Origin of the sequence: Paraniabella hibiscisoli (assembly GCF_022512515.1) — a bacterium.
Classification (GTDB): Bacteria; Bacteroidota; Bacteroidia; order Chitinophagales; family Chitinophagaceae; genus Niabella; species Niabella hibiscisoli.
This window is the reverse complement of sequence record NZ_JAKWBK010000001.1, coordinates 2,477,058-2,493,848: the sequence shown is the minus strand read 5'-3', so window position 1 is coordinate 2,493,848 and position 16,791 is coordinate 2,477,058. Positions and strand designations below refer to the sequence as shown.

17 protein-coding genes and 3 pseudogenes are annotated in these 16,791 nt (G+C 42.7%); 18 read left to right on the top strand and 2 right to left on the bottom strand.

What is annotated here, in order from left to right:
- Positions 1-7 precede the first annotated feature (7 nt).
- The 5 genes from MKP07_RS15775 (at position 8) to MKP07_RS15755 (ending at position 3,541) form a co-directional block, all read left to right on the top strand.
- On the top strand, positions 8-484 hold the full coding sequence (locus tag MKP07_RS15775; protein WP_240848036.1) for a DinB family protein: 477 nt from the start codon (positions 8-10) through the stop codon (positions 482-484).
- 50 nt (positions 485-534) lie between these two features.
- A complete protein-coding gene (gene ilvC, locus MKP07_RS15770) occupies positions 535-2,016 on the top strand; it encodes a ketol-acid reductoisomerase (RefSeq protein ID WP_240848035.1) in 1,482 nt (493 codons plus the stop codon).
- Positions 2,017-2,116: 100 nt separating this feature from the next.
- Positions 2,117-2,449, top strand: a complete 333-nt coding sequence (locus MKP07_RS15765) for an ATP-binding cassette domain-containing protein (protein ID WP_240848034.1) — start codon at positions 2,117-2,119, stop codon at positions 2,447-2,449.
- A 139-nt stretch (positions 2,450-2,588) separates the two neighbouring features.
- The gene (locus MKP07_RS15760; protein WP_240848033.1) at positions 2,589-3,272 is read left to right on the top strand and encodes an ATP-binding cassette domain-containing protein; all 684 of its coding nucleotides are present in this window, start codon (positions 2,589-2,591) and stop codon (positions 3,270-3,272) included.
- On the top strand, positions 3,233-3,541 hold the full coding sequence (locus MKP07_RS15755; RefSeq protein WP_240848032.1) for an ATP-binding cassette domain-containing protein: 309 nt from the start codon (positions 3,233-3,235) through the stop codon (positions 3,539-3,541). The genes MKP07_RS15760 and MKP07_RS15755 overlap by 40 nt, the downstream gene beginning before the upstream one ends.
- Here MKP07_RS15755 and MKP07_RS15750 read toward each other — a convergent pair.
- Both MKP07_RS15750 and MKP07_RS15745 read right to left on the bottom strand, forming a co-directional pair.
- Positions 3,538-3,855 carry a hypothetical protein gene (locus MKP07_RS15750; RefSeq protein WP_240848031.1) on the bottom strand — a complete coding sequence of 106 codons (318 nt, stop codon included), beginning with the start codon at positions 3,853-3,855 and terminating at the stop codon, positions 3,538-3,540. The two genes, MKP07_RS15755 and MKP07_RS15750, sit on opposite strands and share 4 nt — an antisense overlap.
- A gap of 99 nt (positions 3,856-3,954) precedes the next feature.
- Positions 3,955-5,051 (bottom strand): annotated as a pseudogene (locus tag MKP07_RS15745) (methionine aminotransferase).
- 178 nt (positions 5,052-5,229) lie between these two features.
- Here MKP07_RS15745 and ilvA point away from each other — a divergent pair.
- The 13 genes and pseudogenes from ilvA to MKP07_RS15685 all read left to right on the top strand — a co-directional run bounded on the left by ilvA (position 5,230) and on the right by MKP07_RS15685 (position 16,763).
- Positions 5,230-6,165 (top strand): threonine ammonia-lyase IlvA, encoded by a 936-nt coding sequence (gene ilvA / locus MKP07_RS15740; RefSeq protein WP_240848030.1) that lies wholly within the window; start codon positions 5,230-5,232, stop codon positions 6,163-6,165.
- 16 nt (positions 6,166-6,181) lie between these two features.
- Entirely contained in the window at positions 6,182-6,481 is a 300-nt protein-coding gene (locus MKP07_RS15735; protein ID WP_240848029.1) for a hypothetical protein, read from the top strand.
- Between the two features lie 126 nt (positions 6,482-6,607).
- Positions 6,608-7,387: an LVIVD repeat-containing protein gene (locus tag MKP07_RS15730; RefSeq protein ID WP_240848028.1), complete on the top strand. Its 780-nt coding sequence runs from the start codon at positions 6,608-6,610 to the stop codon at positions 7,385-7,387.
- Positions 7,388-7,449: 62 nt separating this feature from the next.
- Complete coding sequence (locus MKP07_RS15725; protein ID WP_240848027.1) at positions 7,450-7,914, top strand: LVIVD repeat-containing protein; 465 nt, start codon at positions 7,450-7,452, stop codon at positions 7,912-7,914.
- 45 nt (positions 7,915-7,959) lie between these two features.
- A complete protein-coding gene (locus tag MKP07_RS15720) occupies positions 7,960-8,169 on the top strand; it encodes a hypothetical protein (RefSeq protein ID WP_240848026.1) in 210 nt (69 codons plus the stop codon).
- Between the two features lie 17 nt (positions 8,170-8,186).
- Positions 8,187-8,504: a hypothetical protein gene (locus tag MKP07_RS15715; protein ID WP_240848025.1), complete on the top strand. Its 318-nt coding sequence runs from the start codon at positions 8,187-8,189 to the stop codon at positions 8,502-8,504.
- Positions 8,505-8,631: 127 nt separating this feature from the next.
- Positions 8,632-9,726 (top strand): formylglycine-generating enzyme family protein, encoded by a 1,095-nt coding sequence (locus MKP07_RS38720; protein ID WP_262919328.1) that lies wholly within the window; start codon positions 8,632-8,634, stop codon positions 9,724-9,726.
- Positions 9,723-10,133 (top strand): formylglycine-generating enzyme family protein, encoded by a 411-nt coding sequence (locus MKP07_RS38715; protein ID WP_262919327.1) that lies wholly within the window; start codon positions 9,723-9,725, stop codon positions 10,131-10,133. The genes MKP07_RS38720 and MKP07_RS38715 overlap by 4 nt, the downstream gene beginning before the upstream one ends.
- 509 nt (positions 10,134-10,642) lie before the next feature.
- Positions 10,643-11,232, top strand: a pseudogene (locus MKP07_RS42595) (hypothetical protein).
- Positions 11,193-12,838, top strand: a pseudogene (locus MKP07_RS41215) (glutamate synthase central domain-containing protein); the annotation flags it as partial. The pseudogenes MKP07_RS42595 and MKP07_RS41215, both read left to right, overlap by 40 nt.
- On the top strand, positions 12,836-15,154 hold the full coding sequence (locus tag MKP07_RS15695; RefSeq protein WP_394803659.1) for a glutamate synthase-related protein: 2,319 nt from the start codon (positions 12,836-12,838) through the stop codon (positions 15,152-15,154). The pseudogene MKP07_RS41215 and the gene MKP07_RS15695, both read left to right, overlap by 3 nt.
- Positions 15,155-15,402: 248 nt before the next feature.
- A complete protein-coding gene (locus MKP07_RS15690; protein WP_240848024.1) occupies positions 15,403-15,678 on the top strand; it encodes a hypothetical protein in 276 nt (91 codons plus the stop codon).
- A 14-nt stretch (positions 15,679-15,692) separates the two neighbouring features.
- Positions 15,693-16,763: a glutamate synthase subunit beta gene (locus MKP07_RS15685; RefSeq protein ID WP_240848023.1), complete on the top strand. Its 1,071-nt coding sequence runs from the start codon at positions 15,693-15,695 to the stop codon at positions 16,761-16,763.
- Positions 16,764-16,791: the final 28 nt, after the last annotated feature.

Below are 16,791 nucleotides of genomic sequence, written 5' to 3'. Positions count from 1 at the left end.
AAGGACGATGACAAAAACACAGCAATACATTATTCACTGTATAGAGTCTGCCAGAAAAGGATTTACAGAACTCGCAGAGGGCCTGACTCTGGAACAGCTGAACAAAATACCTGAAGGCTTTAATAATAACATCGCCTGGAACTTTGGTCATATCTCAGTATCGGCATTGGCATTAGCGTTTAAGACATCGGGGGTGAAACCTGCTATCGAAATTCCCTATTTTAAAAAATATGGAAAAGGAACGCGCCCCGAAACAGACATCGACGCGGAAGAGCTACAGGCTTTGAAAGATTATGCTCTAACCGCAATCGGTATGATCAAAGAAAGCATGACCAGCAATGAGTTTGGCAATGCGACTATAACACCATACACCACGGCTACTTACGGTATCCCCATGACGGATATTGACGAGATTATTGCTACTATTGCAATGCACGACAGTCTTCATTATGGGATTGCAAAATCAATAAGCCGGATCGTATAACAAAACAATAGATCTATTAAAAAAGTAAAAAACAAAAACAACAATAAACAATGGCAAATTACTTTAACACACTACCTCTCAGAGAGCAATTAAACCAATTGGGTGTTTGCGAATTCATGAGCAACAACGAATTTCTGGATGGCGTTGATGCATTGAAAGGTAAAAAAGTGGTAATTGTGGGTTGTGGCGCTCAAGGCCTCAACCAGGGTTTAAACCTGAGAGATAGCGGTCTGGATGTTTCTTATGCTTTACGTAAAGAAGCCATCGAAGAAAAAAGAGCCAGCTGGAAAAATGCAACTGATAATAACTTCAAAGTAGGTACTTATGAAGAATTAATCCCAACTGCTGACCTGGTAATTAACCTGACTCCAGACAAACAACATACAAGCGTTATTACTGCTGTAATGCCATTGATGAAACAAGGCGCTACTTTATCTTACTCGCATGGCTTCAACATCGTTGAAGAAGGTATGCAGATCCGTAAAGACCTTACAGTAATCATGGTGGCCCCTAAAAGCCCTGGTAGCGAGGTAAGAGCAGAATACTTACGCGGCTTCGGCGTTCCTACCCTGATAGCGGTACACCCGGAGAATGACCCTGAAGGAAAAGGTTTGGATTGGGCCAAAGCATATTGCGTAGGTACAGGCGGGCATCGCGCAGGTGTATTAAGATCTTCTTTTGTAGCCGAAGTAAAATCTGACTTAATGGGTGAGCAAACCATCCTTTGCGGCTTACTGCAAACCGGTTCTATTCTTTCTTTCGACAAAATGGTAGAAAAAGGAATCGACCCGGGTTATGCTTCAAAACTGGTTCAATATGGTGTAGAAGTTACTACTGAAGCCTTAAAACAAGGTGGTGTTACAGGAATGATGGATCGTTTAAGCAACCCTGCAAAAATCAAAGCGTTTAAAGTAGCAGAAGAATTAAAAACAATTATGCGTCCTTTATTCCAGAAGCACCAGGATGATATCATGAGCGGTGAGTTCAGCCGTATTATGATGGAAGACTGGGCTAATGGCGATGCAAACCTGTTAAAATGGAGAGCAGAAACAGGCGAAACAGCTTTTGAAAAAACTCCGGCTGGCGATGTAAAAATCGGCGAACAGGAGTATTTCGACAACTATACATTAATGGTTGCGTTTATTAAAGCAGGTGTTGAATTAGCATTTGAAACAATGGTAGAAGCGGGTATTAAACCAGAGTCTGCATACTACGAGTCATTACACGAAACACCGTTGATCGCCAATACGATTGCACGCAAAAAATTGTTCGAAATGAACCGTGTAATTTCCGACACTGCAGAATATGGTTGCTATTTATTCGACCAGGCTTGTAAACCACTGTTGGCCGATTTCATGAAATCAGTAGATACTGACCTGGTAGGTAAAAACTACAATGAAGGTAAAGATGGCTCCGTGGATAACCAGGAATTGGTTGAAGTAAACGAAGCTATCCGTTCTCATGAGGTAGAGCAGATTGGTGCTGTATTGCGTAAAGCAATGACCGCAATGAAAGCCATTAAGACTGCTTAATCCTGTTATTGAAATAAATATCAATTAACCTTATACAGACCTGACAGACTTCAAACACCTGTCGGGTCTTTTCTTATCAGATCACTTTATTCTTACTCGTATGCTTGTAGATATCAAAAATCTTTCAGCCCGATACGATGCAAAAACTGTTTTGCACAATATTTCTTTTTCCATTCAACCGGGTGACAACTATATAGTTAGAGGTGAAAGCGGAAGTGGTAAAACTACACTGGGAAAGGTTATTGCCGGATCTATAAAATATTCGGGTGAAATAAACATTGATTTTGACGCAGATTCTTTACTTAAACCTACAGTGCAGTTTGTGGAAAGCTGGTACAGGTTTACCAATTTGGAAGGTGACAGAAACTTCTATTACCAGCAACGTTACAATCATCAGCAAAAAGAGATACAGTTACGATTGCCCGCGAATTAGAATTATATGGCAAAGAGTATTCATTAGATAGTGCTGTATTAAACGAACTGATCGCCACATTCAGCTATGCCAAAGTGCTGAACGAACAGCTTTTTGAGATCTCCAGCGGTGAGCATAAAAACTTCAGCTGATAAAAGCTTTGTGGCTGAGTCCTCAGTTATTAATTATTGACCAGCCCTATACAGGTCTTGATGTTAAGGCAAGAGCTAGCCTCAATCAATTGCTGGATAGTTTTGTACAAAACGGAGGTACCTTAATGCTGATCAGTAACGACACTGAGTTGCCCCATAGCATCAATCGTACAATTGTAATGGAGGATGGAAGATTGACCCCAACTAACACTCCTGTTGTTTTTCACGAGAAGGTATTGAAGCCACTCCCCTCCTTTCTACTACAGCGCCCCCAGTACACTTCAGACAGTATCATTTACATGAAAAACATCCATGTAAAATACGATGAAAAGGAAGTGCTTTCTGGTGTTGACTGGGAAGTAAATGCCGGAGAACGATGGTTGCTGCAGGGCCATAATGGTTCAGGAAAATCTACATTGCTCAGTTTAATTACCGGCGATCACCCACAGGCCTATGCTAATAATATCAGGTTATTTGGCGTACAACGCGGCGGAGGTGAAAGTATATGGGATATTAAAAGACGGATAGGTATGATCTCCCCGGAAATGCACTGGTATTTTGATGCCAACGCTACCGTATTGAGAGCCTGGCCTCCGGCTTCTTCGACAGCAATGGTCTTTACAGGCAATTACGTTATGCACAAAAGCAGCAATTGGACGAGCTGCTGCAATTCCTCGAATTACAGGATGTGAAGAATGAATTATTAAGCACGTTGCCACTGGGAAAACAAAGGCTGGCACTACTTGGACGCACGATCATTAAAAACCCTCAATTGTTGGTGTTAGATGAACCCTGCCAGGGATTGGATCAACATCAAACCCAATATTTTAACAAACTGGTAGATGAGATCAGTAAAAATGGTGTCACGATTATTTATGTAGGGCATTTTGAAACACAGCTGCCTTCGTCTCTTACTCATAAACTAATTCTAAAGAAAGGTAAGACCCTCTCAGAAAATTAAGCAGAGGTCAGCTTTGCTATCTGGCGATTGACAGGCCAGATTACTCTAACCTGCTTTATTTCGGTTTGAGCATCCAAAGCCAATTTTGCAGGTATCCCTTTTACATCGTACAACTCACAAAGTATACACGAGCTGATGGGACTGCTGACATTGTAAAAAGTCACCCCACCAATACGGTATTCACTCACCACATATAATTGTGCCTGTTGCTCTTTCTTAATAGCAGCAATTCTATCCTGCAACCATGCTGGTATGACCGTGGGAACCTGATCGTCTATTTTTTCCTTTTTGAACAGCAAATAAGGCTTACGCAAAGCAGGCAAAGTAGCATCGTATTTCTCATACTGAAGTAATTAGTATTTCAAATATAAGATTAAAAAAAGAATAAGGATTACAGCACGGCACAAGCTGAGCTAACCAATAGACCGAAGAATACGGGTTGCCTTTTCAATCACCTCGTCCTTTTTGGCAAAGCAAAACCTCACAATCCTGTCATGCTGCGGCTTTTTATAAAAGGCGCTTAATGGTATGGTTGCTACTTTATGTTCCACCGTAAGCCATTGGGCAAATTCAACATCATTCAAGTGGCTTATTGCAGAATAATCATATAGTTGAAAATAGGTTCCTTCGCAAACTGTTAGCTGACGCAGACCGGAGGACTTGAGCCCGTCTATCAACAGGTCTCTTTTTGCCTGCAACATGCGTGCAGCTTCTTTAGGGTCGTATATATCAAGATATTTTGCCAGCGCATACTGTGCTGGTGTATTTACACTAAACGTAAGATATTGATGAATGGAACGAAATGCTTCCGTAATTGCTTTCGATGCAACACAATAACCTATTTTCCATCCTGTAATATGAAAGGCCTTTCCAAAGGAATAGATAGAAATAATCTTATCGTCGAATACAGCTTGTAAAAATCCCGGTATATGCTGTTGCCCGTCAAACACGATACTATCATATACTTCATCCGATATCACATAAATATCTCTTCCATCAACAATATTGGCCAGGTTGTTCCAATCATCCCGTGTCCATATATAACCGGTAGGATTGTGAGGCGTATTGACCAGGATCGCCCGGGTTTTGCTACTGATAGCGGTTCTTATTTTTCCCAATCGATGGCAAAGTTATTATGACTCTCCAATGTAACACTTACAGGTATGCCGCCATTAATTTCTATAGCGGGCAGATAACAATCAAAAGCAGGTTCGAGGTAGATCACCTCATCGCCTTTTTCTATAATAGCGGCAAGCGCAGTATAAATGCCATAAGTGGCGCCGGGTGTAACTGTAACCGTATCTGGCGAACAAAAACTGGTTTTATACCGCTCGTTCAAATTACTGGAAATATGCTCACGTAATTGAACCAATCCCGGCATAGGGGCATACTGGTTAAAGCCTTCTGTAACAGCCTCCCGCAACAACTCATTTAACTCAGGTGCCACAGGATAATCAGGTAGGCCCTGCGACAGGTTATAAGCATTTTCCTGCCGGGCCAGGTTGGTCATTACGGTAAAAATATTTACGGGCGATGCAGTATGTTTATTGCGTAAGCTCATCAAAATAAAAATTGAATATCTATTTTGCTAACTTAATAAAGAAATAGTACTCATCAAAAAGAGATCACGCTTTATTGAAAATAGCCCGTAAAATCCCTGTAATTTTGAAGATTCTGAATTATTCAACATGTCATCTCACAATACGTTATCTATTCAATCAGTGCAGGAAGCAGCTGAACGGTTACAACAAGTGGTGTCGAAAACGCCACTGCAATTAAATGCCACTTTAAGTAAGCAGTTTGGCGCCAACATTTACTTAAAACGGGAAGATCTCCAGGTAGTACGCTCCTATAAGCTCCGTGGCGCCTACAATATGATGAGCAGCCTCTCTAAAGAAGAGTTGGAGGGAGGTGTTGTATGCGCCAGCGCAGGTAACCATGCGCAGGGCTTCGCCTATAGCTGTAAGGCCCTGGATATTAAAGGCACTATTTTCATGCCTTCCATTACACCCAAACAAAAAATAACCCAGACAAAAATGTTTGGTGAAGATAACATTGAGATCATTTTAACCGGTGACACTTATGATGATTGTGCCAATGCGGCCAAAAGGTTTACCGTACAGAACAATATGACCTTCGTTCATCCTTTTGATGACATGAAAGTGATTGAAGGACAGGCAACAGTAGCATTGGAGATCAGCGAACAGCTTAATAATATCGACTATATTATACTTCCCATCGGTGGTGGGGGTTTATGTGCCGGTGTCGGAACTTTTATGCATGGGGTTAGCCCGGCAACCCAAATAATAGGCACCGAGCCGGAGGGTGCTCCCTCAATGACAGAAGCCCTGAAGCAAGGGCAACCAGCAGAATTGGTAAGTATAGACAGATTTGTTGATGGCGCTGCTGTTAAAAAGGTAGGCGATATCACTTTCAGTATGTGTAAGGAGATACTGAACAAAGTAGTATTGGTACCTGAAGGTAAAATATGCACCACCATCTTAGAGCTCTACAATAAAGATGCTATCGTAGTGGAGCCTGCAGGAGCGTTATCCATCGCTGCCCTTGGCTTGATGAAAGACAGCATCCTGAAAAAACGTTGTTTGCATCGTAAGCGGCAGTAATAACGATATCGATCGTATGCAGGAAATAAAAGAGCGCAGCCTGCAATATGAAGGTTTGAAACACTACTTCCTGATCGACTTTGCCCAACGACCCGGTGCACTAAAAAACTTTGTAAGCAATGTGCTGGGACCTGATGATGATATTACCCGTTTCGAATACATGCAAAAAACCAATAAAGAAAGTGGACCCGCACTTGTAGGTATTGAGCTGAAGGCAAAAATCGACTACTATAGTTTGATGGAAAGAATGAACCAGTTTAACATTCAGTACAAAGAGCTCAATAAAGACGATGCGCTGTTTGCTTACCTGGTTTAAACAGTAAGCCGTTTTCAAATAACAGAAAATTGATCTGTTTTCAGGCTTGCATGAGGTTAACCAAAAAAGTTTTGGCACGGTGCTGCGCTTTAACATTTTATTACGTTTTAGCGTAAAAATGCAATCATGAAAAATCAAAAACAAAACACTGCCCAACCTGCCGTGCGAAATCGGCTGCTGTTGCAATTACTTGCCTTCATCTTATTGTTAGCCACGCAAAGTTGTGTGAAAGATAGTTTCAAGTCAACGCGCTATATTACACTTTACACGCCGGTTATGAAAACCCTTGGCGAAGTACGGTCAGAAGCCAAATTGAGTATGCCTATACCGTTAAAAAACCCAAGTAAAATATATGTAAAGGGCAACTACCTCCTTATTTCTGAAACCTGGAAAGGAATACATATAATTGACAATACCAATCCTTCAAATCCTAAAAATGTAGGTTTTATAAAAGTGCCGGGAAATGTAGACATGGCTACCAAAAACAATGCGTTGTATGCCGATATGAACAGGGAATTATGGACTATTGACATTACCAACCCGGCAAATCCTTCTATCAAAAACATCATCGAAAATGTGTTCCCCTGGTATCCCGGCGCCCAACCAACACCCCTTAATGCAAAGATCATTGTCGACTATACAGTAAAGGACACCCTTATTGAATTAAGCGGGGATGTTGTTAGAGAAAAAGCTCAGTTCATGTTTTTTGATGCAACGGGTAATGCTGTATTTAGCAACGCAGCGATAGGCGCAGCCGGAGCCGCCGGAGCAGTTTATGGAACAGGTGGCTCGATGGCAAGGTTTGCAGCCCTCAAAGAACGCTTATTCACGGTAGATGGATCAGGAATGTCTGTATTCAATATCACTGCAGACATGAAACCTGAGTTTGTAAAAAGAAACAAATAGGCTGGCTGATTGAAACCATTTATCCGTTTAAAGACAACCTGTACATCGGCTCATTAAACGGCATGTACATTTACGACTTGGTCAATCCCGATGATCCTGCGCAACTATCATCTGTAACACATGTGAGAAGTTGTGACCCTGTGGTAGCCAACGAAACACACGCATTTGTTACCCTGAGAAATGGCACACGATGCTGGGATGGCGTGAACGAATTGCAAATCTATTCAACAACATCTTTAACCAACCCCGTTTTGCTTAAAAAGTATCCGATGACGAGCCCACACGGTCTTGGCTTATCGGGCAACCTGCTGTTTATATGCGATGGCAAAGATGGACTTAAAGTATATGATATCACCGATTTGAATAATCTTAAACTGGTAAAGCATATTGATGGAATCAATACTTTTGATGTAATACCTATGAACGGGGTGGCCATTGTAAGCTGCGAGTCGGGCATATATCAATATGATTATAAAGACCCTAACAACATCAGGCTCCTGAGCACCATTAACGTAAGCAAAAACTGAAACCTCTACTGAATAATGAAAGTAAATTTGAGAAAATGCTTACCAGTGCTGACGGGCCTGCTATTTTCATCCTGCCTGTTTGCTCAAAAATCGCCGATCAGGTATGCCGGCCATATCAATGCTGGCCTGCCCTTGGGTGACAACAAAACAAATGTCATTATACAAACCATTCACGGCGCCAGGCTCAACACCTGGTTTGCCGGTATTGGTGGCGGCTCGATGCGTACTACCAGCAATCCTTACCGCTGTTTTTAGATATCCGTAAGAGTATTTTGAATAGCGCTTCAACTCCTTTTGTATATGCTGATGCCGGTGTAAACTTTGTAGCAGAGACTGAAGGGCAAACCTTTAGCCGCGGTACCTCGATGAAACGTAGGCCCGGAGGATATTATGAGTTGGGGGCCGGTTACCGGGTAGGCCTTAAAACTACAGCGCTCAATTTTACGGTTGGGTACTCCTACAAAGGCTATAAAGAACATAATTATGGGATCAAACATGCCCCTAATAAGGAACCGGAAGAAAATGCCTTGCTGGAAACAACAGCTTATCATTTACGAAGAATATCTTTAAAATTCGGATTTGAGTTTTAGTCGATGTACTGTTTTAGGATGATCGCCACAAAGGCTATTCGCAAACTTTTTTAACTGTATAAAGCTTAGCTTAAAAACCAGTCTGTTTATTAGTAAATTGCCAGTCCATTTACTTTAAACAGTTACTATGAGGCATATTTTATTGCTTACCCTTATTTTTTGCATCTTTAATTTATCCGCCCATTCGCAGATGGATGCCTATCGCGAATTCAGAGCACAGGTATCCGTGCCGCCCTATGGCCTCTCTAAGGTAAAAGCACTGATCGCTAAAATAAAACCGCAGTCTGATGAAGATAATTCGGACATGGGCATCAGTCCCATTTCAAAAAAGGAGTATGAGGCACTTGCATTGCGGGAGAAATTTACGTACACCATGATACACCCGGAAATGTATGCCCAGAACTGCGCCATTTTCGTACCTCAAACGAATGAAGATCAAAAGATATTCGGCTACCTTATATCATGGATGGATGAAGAAACCTGGAGCGAACGGCAACTCCAATTCCTGGTGCAGAACAGGGATTCTGTTATGGCCATTATAAAAGAATCTGTTACACGCAGTAAAAGAATGGGCGTAAATTATAAAGACGCCCTGGTAGAGATCAATGCCTGGGAAATGACGCCGTTTTTAATTTCCTATTACAAAGAAAATAAAAAAGACAAGGATGTTTTAACCACCTTGATGTTATTGATGAAAAAAGGCAACTACGCCGATTTTATCAAATCAAAATCTTACAAAAACCTTTATGGCGTAGCAGATAACTACGAAACATCTATGGCTTTCAACAAAGCCAATGAAGAGCTCACCCTTCAGCGTGCTCTGGCTTATTTTAACTCCAAAAAGCCAATGCTCAAAAGCATTAGACCATATGCCTTATTACTCATCCTATGGGGAATAATCAGTCCCCCTCAAATTGCCTTGAGCCAGGACAGCCTGTTCGTTCACATCCCGGCAGGTACCTACCAGGTAGGTGAAGAAAATAATTTGCAGAATCCATTACGAAAAGTAAAGATCACCACCTTTTATATCGCTGCTCACGAACTAACCAATAATGAATTTGACCTATTTATACAGGCTACGGGTTATATAACCGAGGCAGAGCGGCATAAGAACGCGCTTGTTTTTGAGCCGGGACTGGCAGCCTTCAGGTGGATTACCGACAGCACCGCTTACTGGCGTTATCCCAATGGAATTACGAGAGGAAGCATAGCGCAAAAATGAACCATCCGGTAACCTCTATCAGCTTTAATGACGCTTTGGCCTATTGCAAATGGGCCGGTGTAAGGCTACCTACATTAGAAGAATGGGAAATTGCAGCAACAGCCGGAACGCCTTCCATATATTTCGGAAAGGTTACCCGGAAAAACATCAGTAACTATGCCAATATATGGCATGGCAAAAACCATCTAAAGCCCGACCATAGCGATGGATTTCTTTATACAGCTCCGGTTGCCAGTTTTAAACCTAATCCGGTGGGGTTGTATGATGTATTGGGAAATGTGTTTGAGTTTTGTACAGGTTCTCTGCCACGCGATAACGGCAGAAAAGTAGCACATGCCCGTGGCGGATCCTGGTGGTGCAGTGCGAATGCATGCAGTTTTTCAATACAAAAGATATCGGGTCCGTAAACCCTCACGCCTCTTTCAGCAACCAGGGTTTCAGAGTAGTAAAAGACAAAAATCAAGACTAGTAAAAAACGCGCTAAACTAGCAAAATAGTCGAGTTCACAGAAAAATTAAAATAGGACCCCATACATAAAATATTCATAGAAAACAGCTTAGCAGAGCCAATAGAGATTGCGAAAATAATAATTGTCAATTATACTATTTATTATTAATTTGCGATTAGAAAACCGTCTCCCCATTAAACTTATCCGATCAATATATTGCTATTGACAAATAGCGTATTTATTGAAAATTATCTAATATTTTACTTTAATAATTGAAAAAATAATAATTTTAAACCCATCAAGCAGTCGCTTTGTCAAATTATCAACTTTTTTAATTAATTTACACGGCTCTCGATTGCCTTCCCCATATTGAAAAGCCCGTCCGAACACGGACCTTTCCAGACTAATTGTTGGAGAGAGGTTCATCCGGGCGGACCAAAATTTTTTGTAAAACTTTTATAAGGAACTATGACAGAAAACAAAGGTCTTTACGACCCATCTTTTGAGCGCGACGCATGTGGAATTGGTTTCGTTGCCAATATTAAAGGCAATAAGAATCATCAAACCATTTCCGATGCGCTGACCATTCTCGAAAATATGGAGCATAGAGGTGCTTGCGGTTGCGAAACCAATACTGGTGACGGTGCAGGTATTATGATCCAGATTCCGCATGAGTTTTTTATGATGAATTATTGCATTTAGGTATCACGCTTCCTGCAATCGAAGAGTATGCAGTAGGTATGGTTTTCTTTCCTAAAGAGTTAAGGCTTCGTGAGGAGTGCCGGGATATCTTCAATCGCGCAGCTGAAAAGATGGGCATGCGGGTAATTCACTGGCGTTCCGTTCCGGTTAATAATTCCGGGATCGGCCCAAGTGCTTTGAATGTGGAGCCGGCAATTGAGCAGGTTTTTATTGAGCGCCCCTCCAATGTAAAAACGGCCATAGAGTTTGAAAGAAAATTATTCGTTTTACGAAAATATGCCACACATATAACAGGTAATGCGGTAAAAAAGACCCGATCGGGTTTTACATTACGTCATTATCCTGCCGTACTTTAATATATAAAGGTCAGCTCACCAGCCACCAGGTTCGTGAGTATTATGATGATCTTTCTGATAAACGCGCCGTTAGTGCTTTTGGCCTGGTGCATTCCCGGTTTGCCACTAATACCTTCCCTTCATGGAGGTTAGCGCAGCCGTTCCGTTTTATCGCTCACAACGGAGAAATCAATACTTTACAAGGTAACCTGAACTGGTTACGCTCGGCCGAATCAAGCTTCGAATCTCCGTTATTTACCGATGAGGAAATGGATATGCTGGTGCCGATTGTAAGTAACGATCAGAGTGACTCTGCCTGCCTGGACAATATGATCGAGTTGCTGGCATTAACAGGTCGCCCGCTGCCACATGTAATGATGATGCTTATCCCCGAAGCATGGGACGGTAACGAAGAAATGGACCCCGCTAAAAAAGCATTCTACGAGTTTCACGCCTGCCTGATGGAACCCTGGGATGGCCCGGCTTCTATTTCATTTACCGATGGTAAAATGATTGGCGCTACACTCGACAGGAATGGATTACGTCCCTCGCGTTACTGTGTTACTACAGACGGACGCGTAATTATGGGTTCTGAAACAGGAGCGCTTCCGGTTGACCAGAGCACGATTATTGAAAAAGGTCGCTTACAGCCGGGTAAAATGTTCCTGGTTGATATGGAACAAGGCCGTATCATCAGTGACGACGAATTGAAAAGCAATATCTGTAATCAAAGACCTTATGCAGATTGGCTCAATCAATATAAAATCAAATTGACGGAATTGCCTGAGCCTCGTGTAATGTTCAGCGATTTGGGTTCAGAACAAATATTCAAATACCAAAAAGCCTTCGGTTACACCTCAGAAGATGTAGAGAACATCATTCTTCCGATGGCTACCGGTGGTAAAGAGCCAATTGGTTCCATGGGTGTTGACACACCACTGGCTATTTTAAGTGATCAGCCTCAACATTTAAGCTACTATTTCAAACAGTTATTTGCGCAGGTAACCAATCCTCCTATCGATCCTATACGGGAAAGAATGGTAATGTCACTGGCAACATTTGTTGGGAACAACGGCAGCTTATTGATTGAAGATGAAATGGATTGCCACGTAGTAGCGCTGAAGCACCCGGTGTTAACCAACTATGAGTTAGAGAAATTAAGAAGTATTGATACCGGCAGTTTCCAGGCAAAAACCATCCAGTGTTATTTTGTTGCAGATGGCAAAGCAGGTTCTATGCGTCGTGCTTTGGAAAGACTTTGCCGCTATGCAGAAGACGCCGTAAATGATGGTTTTGAAGTACTGGTATTGCAGGACAGAGCAATAGATGGCGATCATGCTGCTATTCCTTCACTGTTAGCTGTTTCTTCGGTACACCACCACCTGACCAAAAAGGCTTACGAGGTAAGGTTGGTATTGTAGTTGAAGCGGGAGACGTTTGGGAAGTACATCACTTTGCATGCCTTTTAGGCTTTGGTGCTACAGCTATTAACCCCTACCTGGCTTTCTCTACTATTAAATTGTTGCAGGAAACAGGAAAGATCACAACTGATAAGTCAATAGAGGAGCTTAACAAAAATTATATCAAAGCGGTAAGCGATGGTCTGTTGAAAGTATTCTCTAAAATGGGAATTTCTACCCTGCAGTCTTACCAGGGCGCGCAGATCTTCGAGATCATTGGCTTAAATAAAGACGTGGTAAATAATTACTTCACCAATGCTACTTCACGTATAGAAGGTATGGGACTGGATGAAATTGCGCGGGAAGCGCTGGCGAAACACCAGTTTAGCTTTACCCGTAAGAAATTGCCTGTTGACCAATTACCTACCGGTGGTTTCTACCAGTGGAAACGCAAAGGGGAAGCACACATGTTTAACCCGCAAACCATTCACCTGTTGCAGTATTCAACAAGAATGGGCGATTACAATACCTTTAAGAAGTATACAAAAGTTATTGACGAACAAGGTAAAAAAGCGATTACTATCCGCAGCCTGTTCGACTTTAAACGTTCACGTCCTTCTATTTCTATTGATGAAGTAGAACCGGCAGAAAATATCTATAAAAGATTTGCCACCGGTGCAATGAGCTTTGGCTCGATCAGCTGGGAGGCGCATACAACACTGGCTGTTGCCATGAACCGCCTTGGTGGTAAAAGCAATACCGGTGAGGGTGGTGAAGATGAAGCACGCTATAAACCCATGGAAAATGGAGACAGTATGCGTAGTGCCATCAAACAGGTTGCCAGCGGACGTTTTGGTGTAACCAGCCTTTATCTTACTGAGGCTGATGAGTTACAGATCAAAATGGCGCAGGGAGCGAAACCGGGAGAAGGTGGACAATTACCAGGTGATAAAGTAGATGACTGGATCGGTCGTACAAGACACTCTACTCCAGGTGTTGGTTTGATCTCCCCTCCTCCGCACCATGATATTTATTCAATTGAAGATTTAGCACAATTAATATTTGACCTGAAACATGCTAACCGCCATGCACGTATTAACGTAAAACTGGTGAGTAAAGCAGGTGTAGGTACTATTGCAGCAGGTGTTACCAAAGCAAAAGCAGACGTAGTATTGATTGCAGGTCACGATGGTGGAACAGGAGCTTCTCCGTTAAGTTCCATCCGTCATGCAGGCTTACCATGGGAATTGGGCCTGGCAGAAGCACAGCAAACCCTGGTTAAAAACAAGCTGCGTAGCCGGGTAGTTTTACAAACCGATGGCCAGATGCGTTCAGGTCGCGATATCGTTATTGCTACTTTATTAGGCGCCGAAGAATGGGGTATTGCTACAGCCGCCCTGGTAGTGGAAGGCTGTATTATGATGCGTAAATGCCATCTGAATACCTGCCCTGTGGGAGTAGCTACACAGGATCCTGACCTGAGAAAACGTTTCTCCGGTACAGCCGATGCGGTGGTTAACTTCTTCCAGTTCATTGTTCAGGAAATGCGTGAACTGATGGCTGAGTTGGGTTTCAAAACCGTTAATGAAATGGTAGGCCAGGTAGATGAGTTAAAAATAAGAGACGGTATTGACCATTGGAAATACAAAGGTTTAGATCTTTCACCTATTCTTTACAAAGAACCGGCGAACGAAGGCGTAGGTATTTACAATTACGAAGAGCAGGATCACGGGTTGGATACTATTATCGACTGGAAGTTTATTGAAGCAGCTAAACCTGCGCTCGAAAATGGCACACCGATAAAAGCGTCCTTCGACATTGTGAATACGGATCGCGCTGCAGGTACCGTTCTTTCTCACGAATTAACCAAGATATATCGCGATGCCGGTTTACCGGAAGACACGATCCATTTACTGTTAAGAGGTACGGCAGGCCAAAGCTTTGGCGCATTCTGTAACAAGGGTATTACGCTTGAACTGGAAGGTGATGCTAATGATTATTTTGGTAAAGGATTAAGTGGTGCCAAGCTGATTATCTATCCGGATAAGAAAGCCGGATTTGTACCTGAAGACAACAGCCTTATTGGCAATGTGGCCTTCTATGGCGCAACCAATGGTAGTGCTTATATACGTGGTAAAGCAGGCGAAAGGTTTGCAGTGCGTAACTCAGGAGCGACCATGGTAGTAGAGGGTGTTGGAGACCACGGATGCGAATACATGACGGGAGGCCGCGCTATTATTCTGGGAGATACAGGCCGCAACTTTGCAGCAGGTATGAGTGGAGGTATCGCTTACATCTATGATGCAGGTCAAAAATTTGCGGGCAACTGTAATATGGAAATGGTAGAGCTGGATCCGGTAGATAGCGCTGACGCAGCGTTCTTACAGCAGGAAATAGAAAAGCATTACCAATATACCAACAGCACTGTAGCCAAATTTGTACTGGATGATTTTGAGAATCAACTTAAAAACTTCGTAAAGGTTTACCCGAGCGAGTATAAGAAGATCATGCAGGCTAAAATTGAGCAAAAACAGATAGCATAAATAGTTGAAGGTTTAAAGTTTAAGGTTCATGGTGATCACACTTTGCAAACTTTAAACTTTAAACGTCGAACTTTAAACGTCGAACCTTAAACTTTAAAATAAGAAATGGGTAAACCAACAGGATTTTTAGAATTCACAAGAGAACTGCCTTCCAAAAAACCAGTGGAAGAAAGATTGGAACACTATCGCGAATTTGTACAACTTTTCCCCGAGGAAAAACTAAATAACCAGGCTGCCCGCTGTATGGATTGTGGCATTCCTTTTGCCATAGCGGCTGTCCTTTAGGCAACGTTATTCCAGAGTTTAACGATGCCGTTTACCGGAAAGAATATCGCGAGGCTTATGAGATATTAGCATCTACCAACAATTTCCCTGAGTTCACCGGCCGCATATGTCCGGCTCCCTGCGAAATGAGTTGCGTACTGGGCATTAATCAACCTCCTGTAGCTATCGAAGAAATAGAAAAACATATTATTGAAATAGCTTCGAAAAAGGACTGGTTGCGAAAAGAACACCGAATGTAAGAACGGGTAAAAAAGTGGCGGTTATTGGTAGCGGACCTGCCGGTCTGGCTGCTGCGGCTCAGCTCAATTATGCAGGCCACCTGGTTACAGTGTTCGAGCGCGACGAGCAACCAGGCGGACTATTACGCTATGGCATCCCCGATTTCAAACTGGAAAAATGGGTGATAGACAGACGTGTGGCGTTAATGCAGGAAGAGGGCGTTACGTTTAAATGCCACTCTAATGTAGGTAAGAACGTAAAAATAAGCGACCTGATGCGCCAGTTTGATGCAGTTGTTTTAAGTGGTGGCAGTACGGTACCTCGTGACTTACCGGTTCCGGGTCGGGAACTGAAAGGCGTTCATTTTGCTATGGATTTCCTGAAACAAAATAATAAACGTGTAGCAGGCAAAGACTTTTTAGCCAATGCCGATATAGAAAGCAATATTTTACCGGAAGAGCTTTTAGCAACCGGCAAAAATGTAGTAGTAATTGGTGGTGGGGATACAGGTAGTGACTGTGTGGGAACCAGCAACAGGCACAAGGCCGAATCGGTTACACAGTTTGAGCTATTGCCTATGCCTCCTAAAGACAGAACGGATATTATGCCATGGCCTACTTACCCCATGCTGCTAAAAACCACTACCAGTCATGAAGAAGGCGCCCAAAGGCATTGGAGCATTGCTACCAAACAATTCATTGGCGATGATGCAGGGAACCTGAAAGCCCTGAAAGTTGTAGACCTGGAATGGACTACACCGGCTCCGGGTCAGCCCGCTAAGTTCACCGAAGTGCCCGGTAGCGAAAGAGACATCCCCTGCGAATTGGCTTTACTGGCCATGGGATTCGTACACCCGCAACAAGCCGGTTTACTGGAAGAACTGGGCGTGGATTTTGACAACCGTGGTAATGTAAAAGCAGAAGAAGGAAAGTATGCCACCAATGTAGCTAAAGTGTTTACAGCCGGCGATATGCGTCGTGGCCAAAGCCTTGTAGTATGGGCTATTAGTGAAGGCCGCGAATGTGCACGAAAAGTAGACGAATATTTAATGGGCTCTTCTACGCTGGAAAGCAAAGAAAGCTCTATCCTTATGTCTTTTCAATAAAGAATGTTCATATTTGAGTTTTAATGGT

Coding starts and splice junctions, on each gene's coding strand:
- ilvC (WP_240848035.1), top strand. CDS start 535: ATGGCAAATTACTTTAACACACTACCTCTCAGAGAGCAATTAAACCAA.
- MKP07_RS15765 (WP_240848034.1), top strand. CDS start 2,117: ATGCTTGTAGATATCAAAAATCTTTCAGCCCGATACGATGCAAAAACT.
- ilvA (WP_240848030.1), top strand. CDS start 5,230: ATGTCATCTCACAATACGTTATCTATTCAATCAGTGCAGGAAGCAGCT.
- MKP07_RS38720 (WP_262919328.1), top strand. CDS start 8,632: ATGAGGCATATTTTATTGCTTACCCTTATTTTTTGCATCTTTAATTTA.
- MKP07_RS15695 (WP_394803659.1), top strand. CDS start 12,836: ATGGGAATTTCTACCCTGCAGTCTTACCAGGGCGCGCAGATCTTCGAG.
- MKP07_RS15735 (WP_240848029.1), top strand. CDS start 6,182: ATGCAGGAAATAAAAGAGCGCAGCCTGCAATATGAAGGTTTGAAACAC.
- MKP07_RS15725 (WP_240848027.1), top strand. CDS start 7,450: ATGTACATTTACGACTTGGTCAATCCCGATGATCCTGCGCAACTATCA.
- MKP07_RS15775 (WP_240848036.1), top strand. CDS start 8: ATGACAAAAACACAGCAATACATTATTCACTGTATAGAGTCTGCCAGA.
- MKP07_RS38715 (WP_262919327.1), top strand. CDS start 9,723: ATGAACCATCCGGTAACCTCTATCAGCTTTAATGACGCTTTGGCCTAT.
- MKP07_RS15730 (WP_240848028.1), top strand. CDS start 6,608: ATGAAAAATCAAAAACAAAACACTGCCCAACCTGCCGTGCGAAATCGG.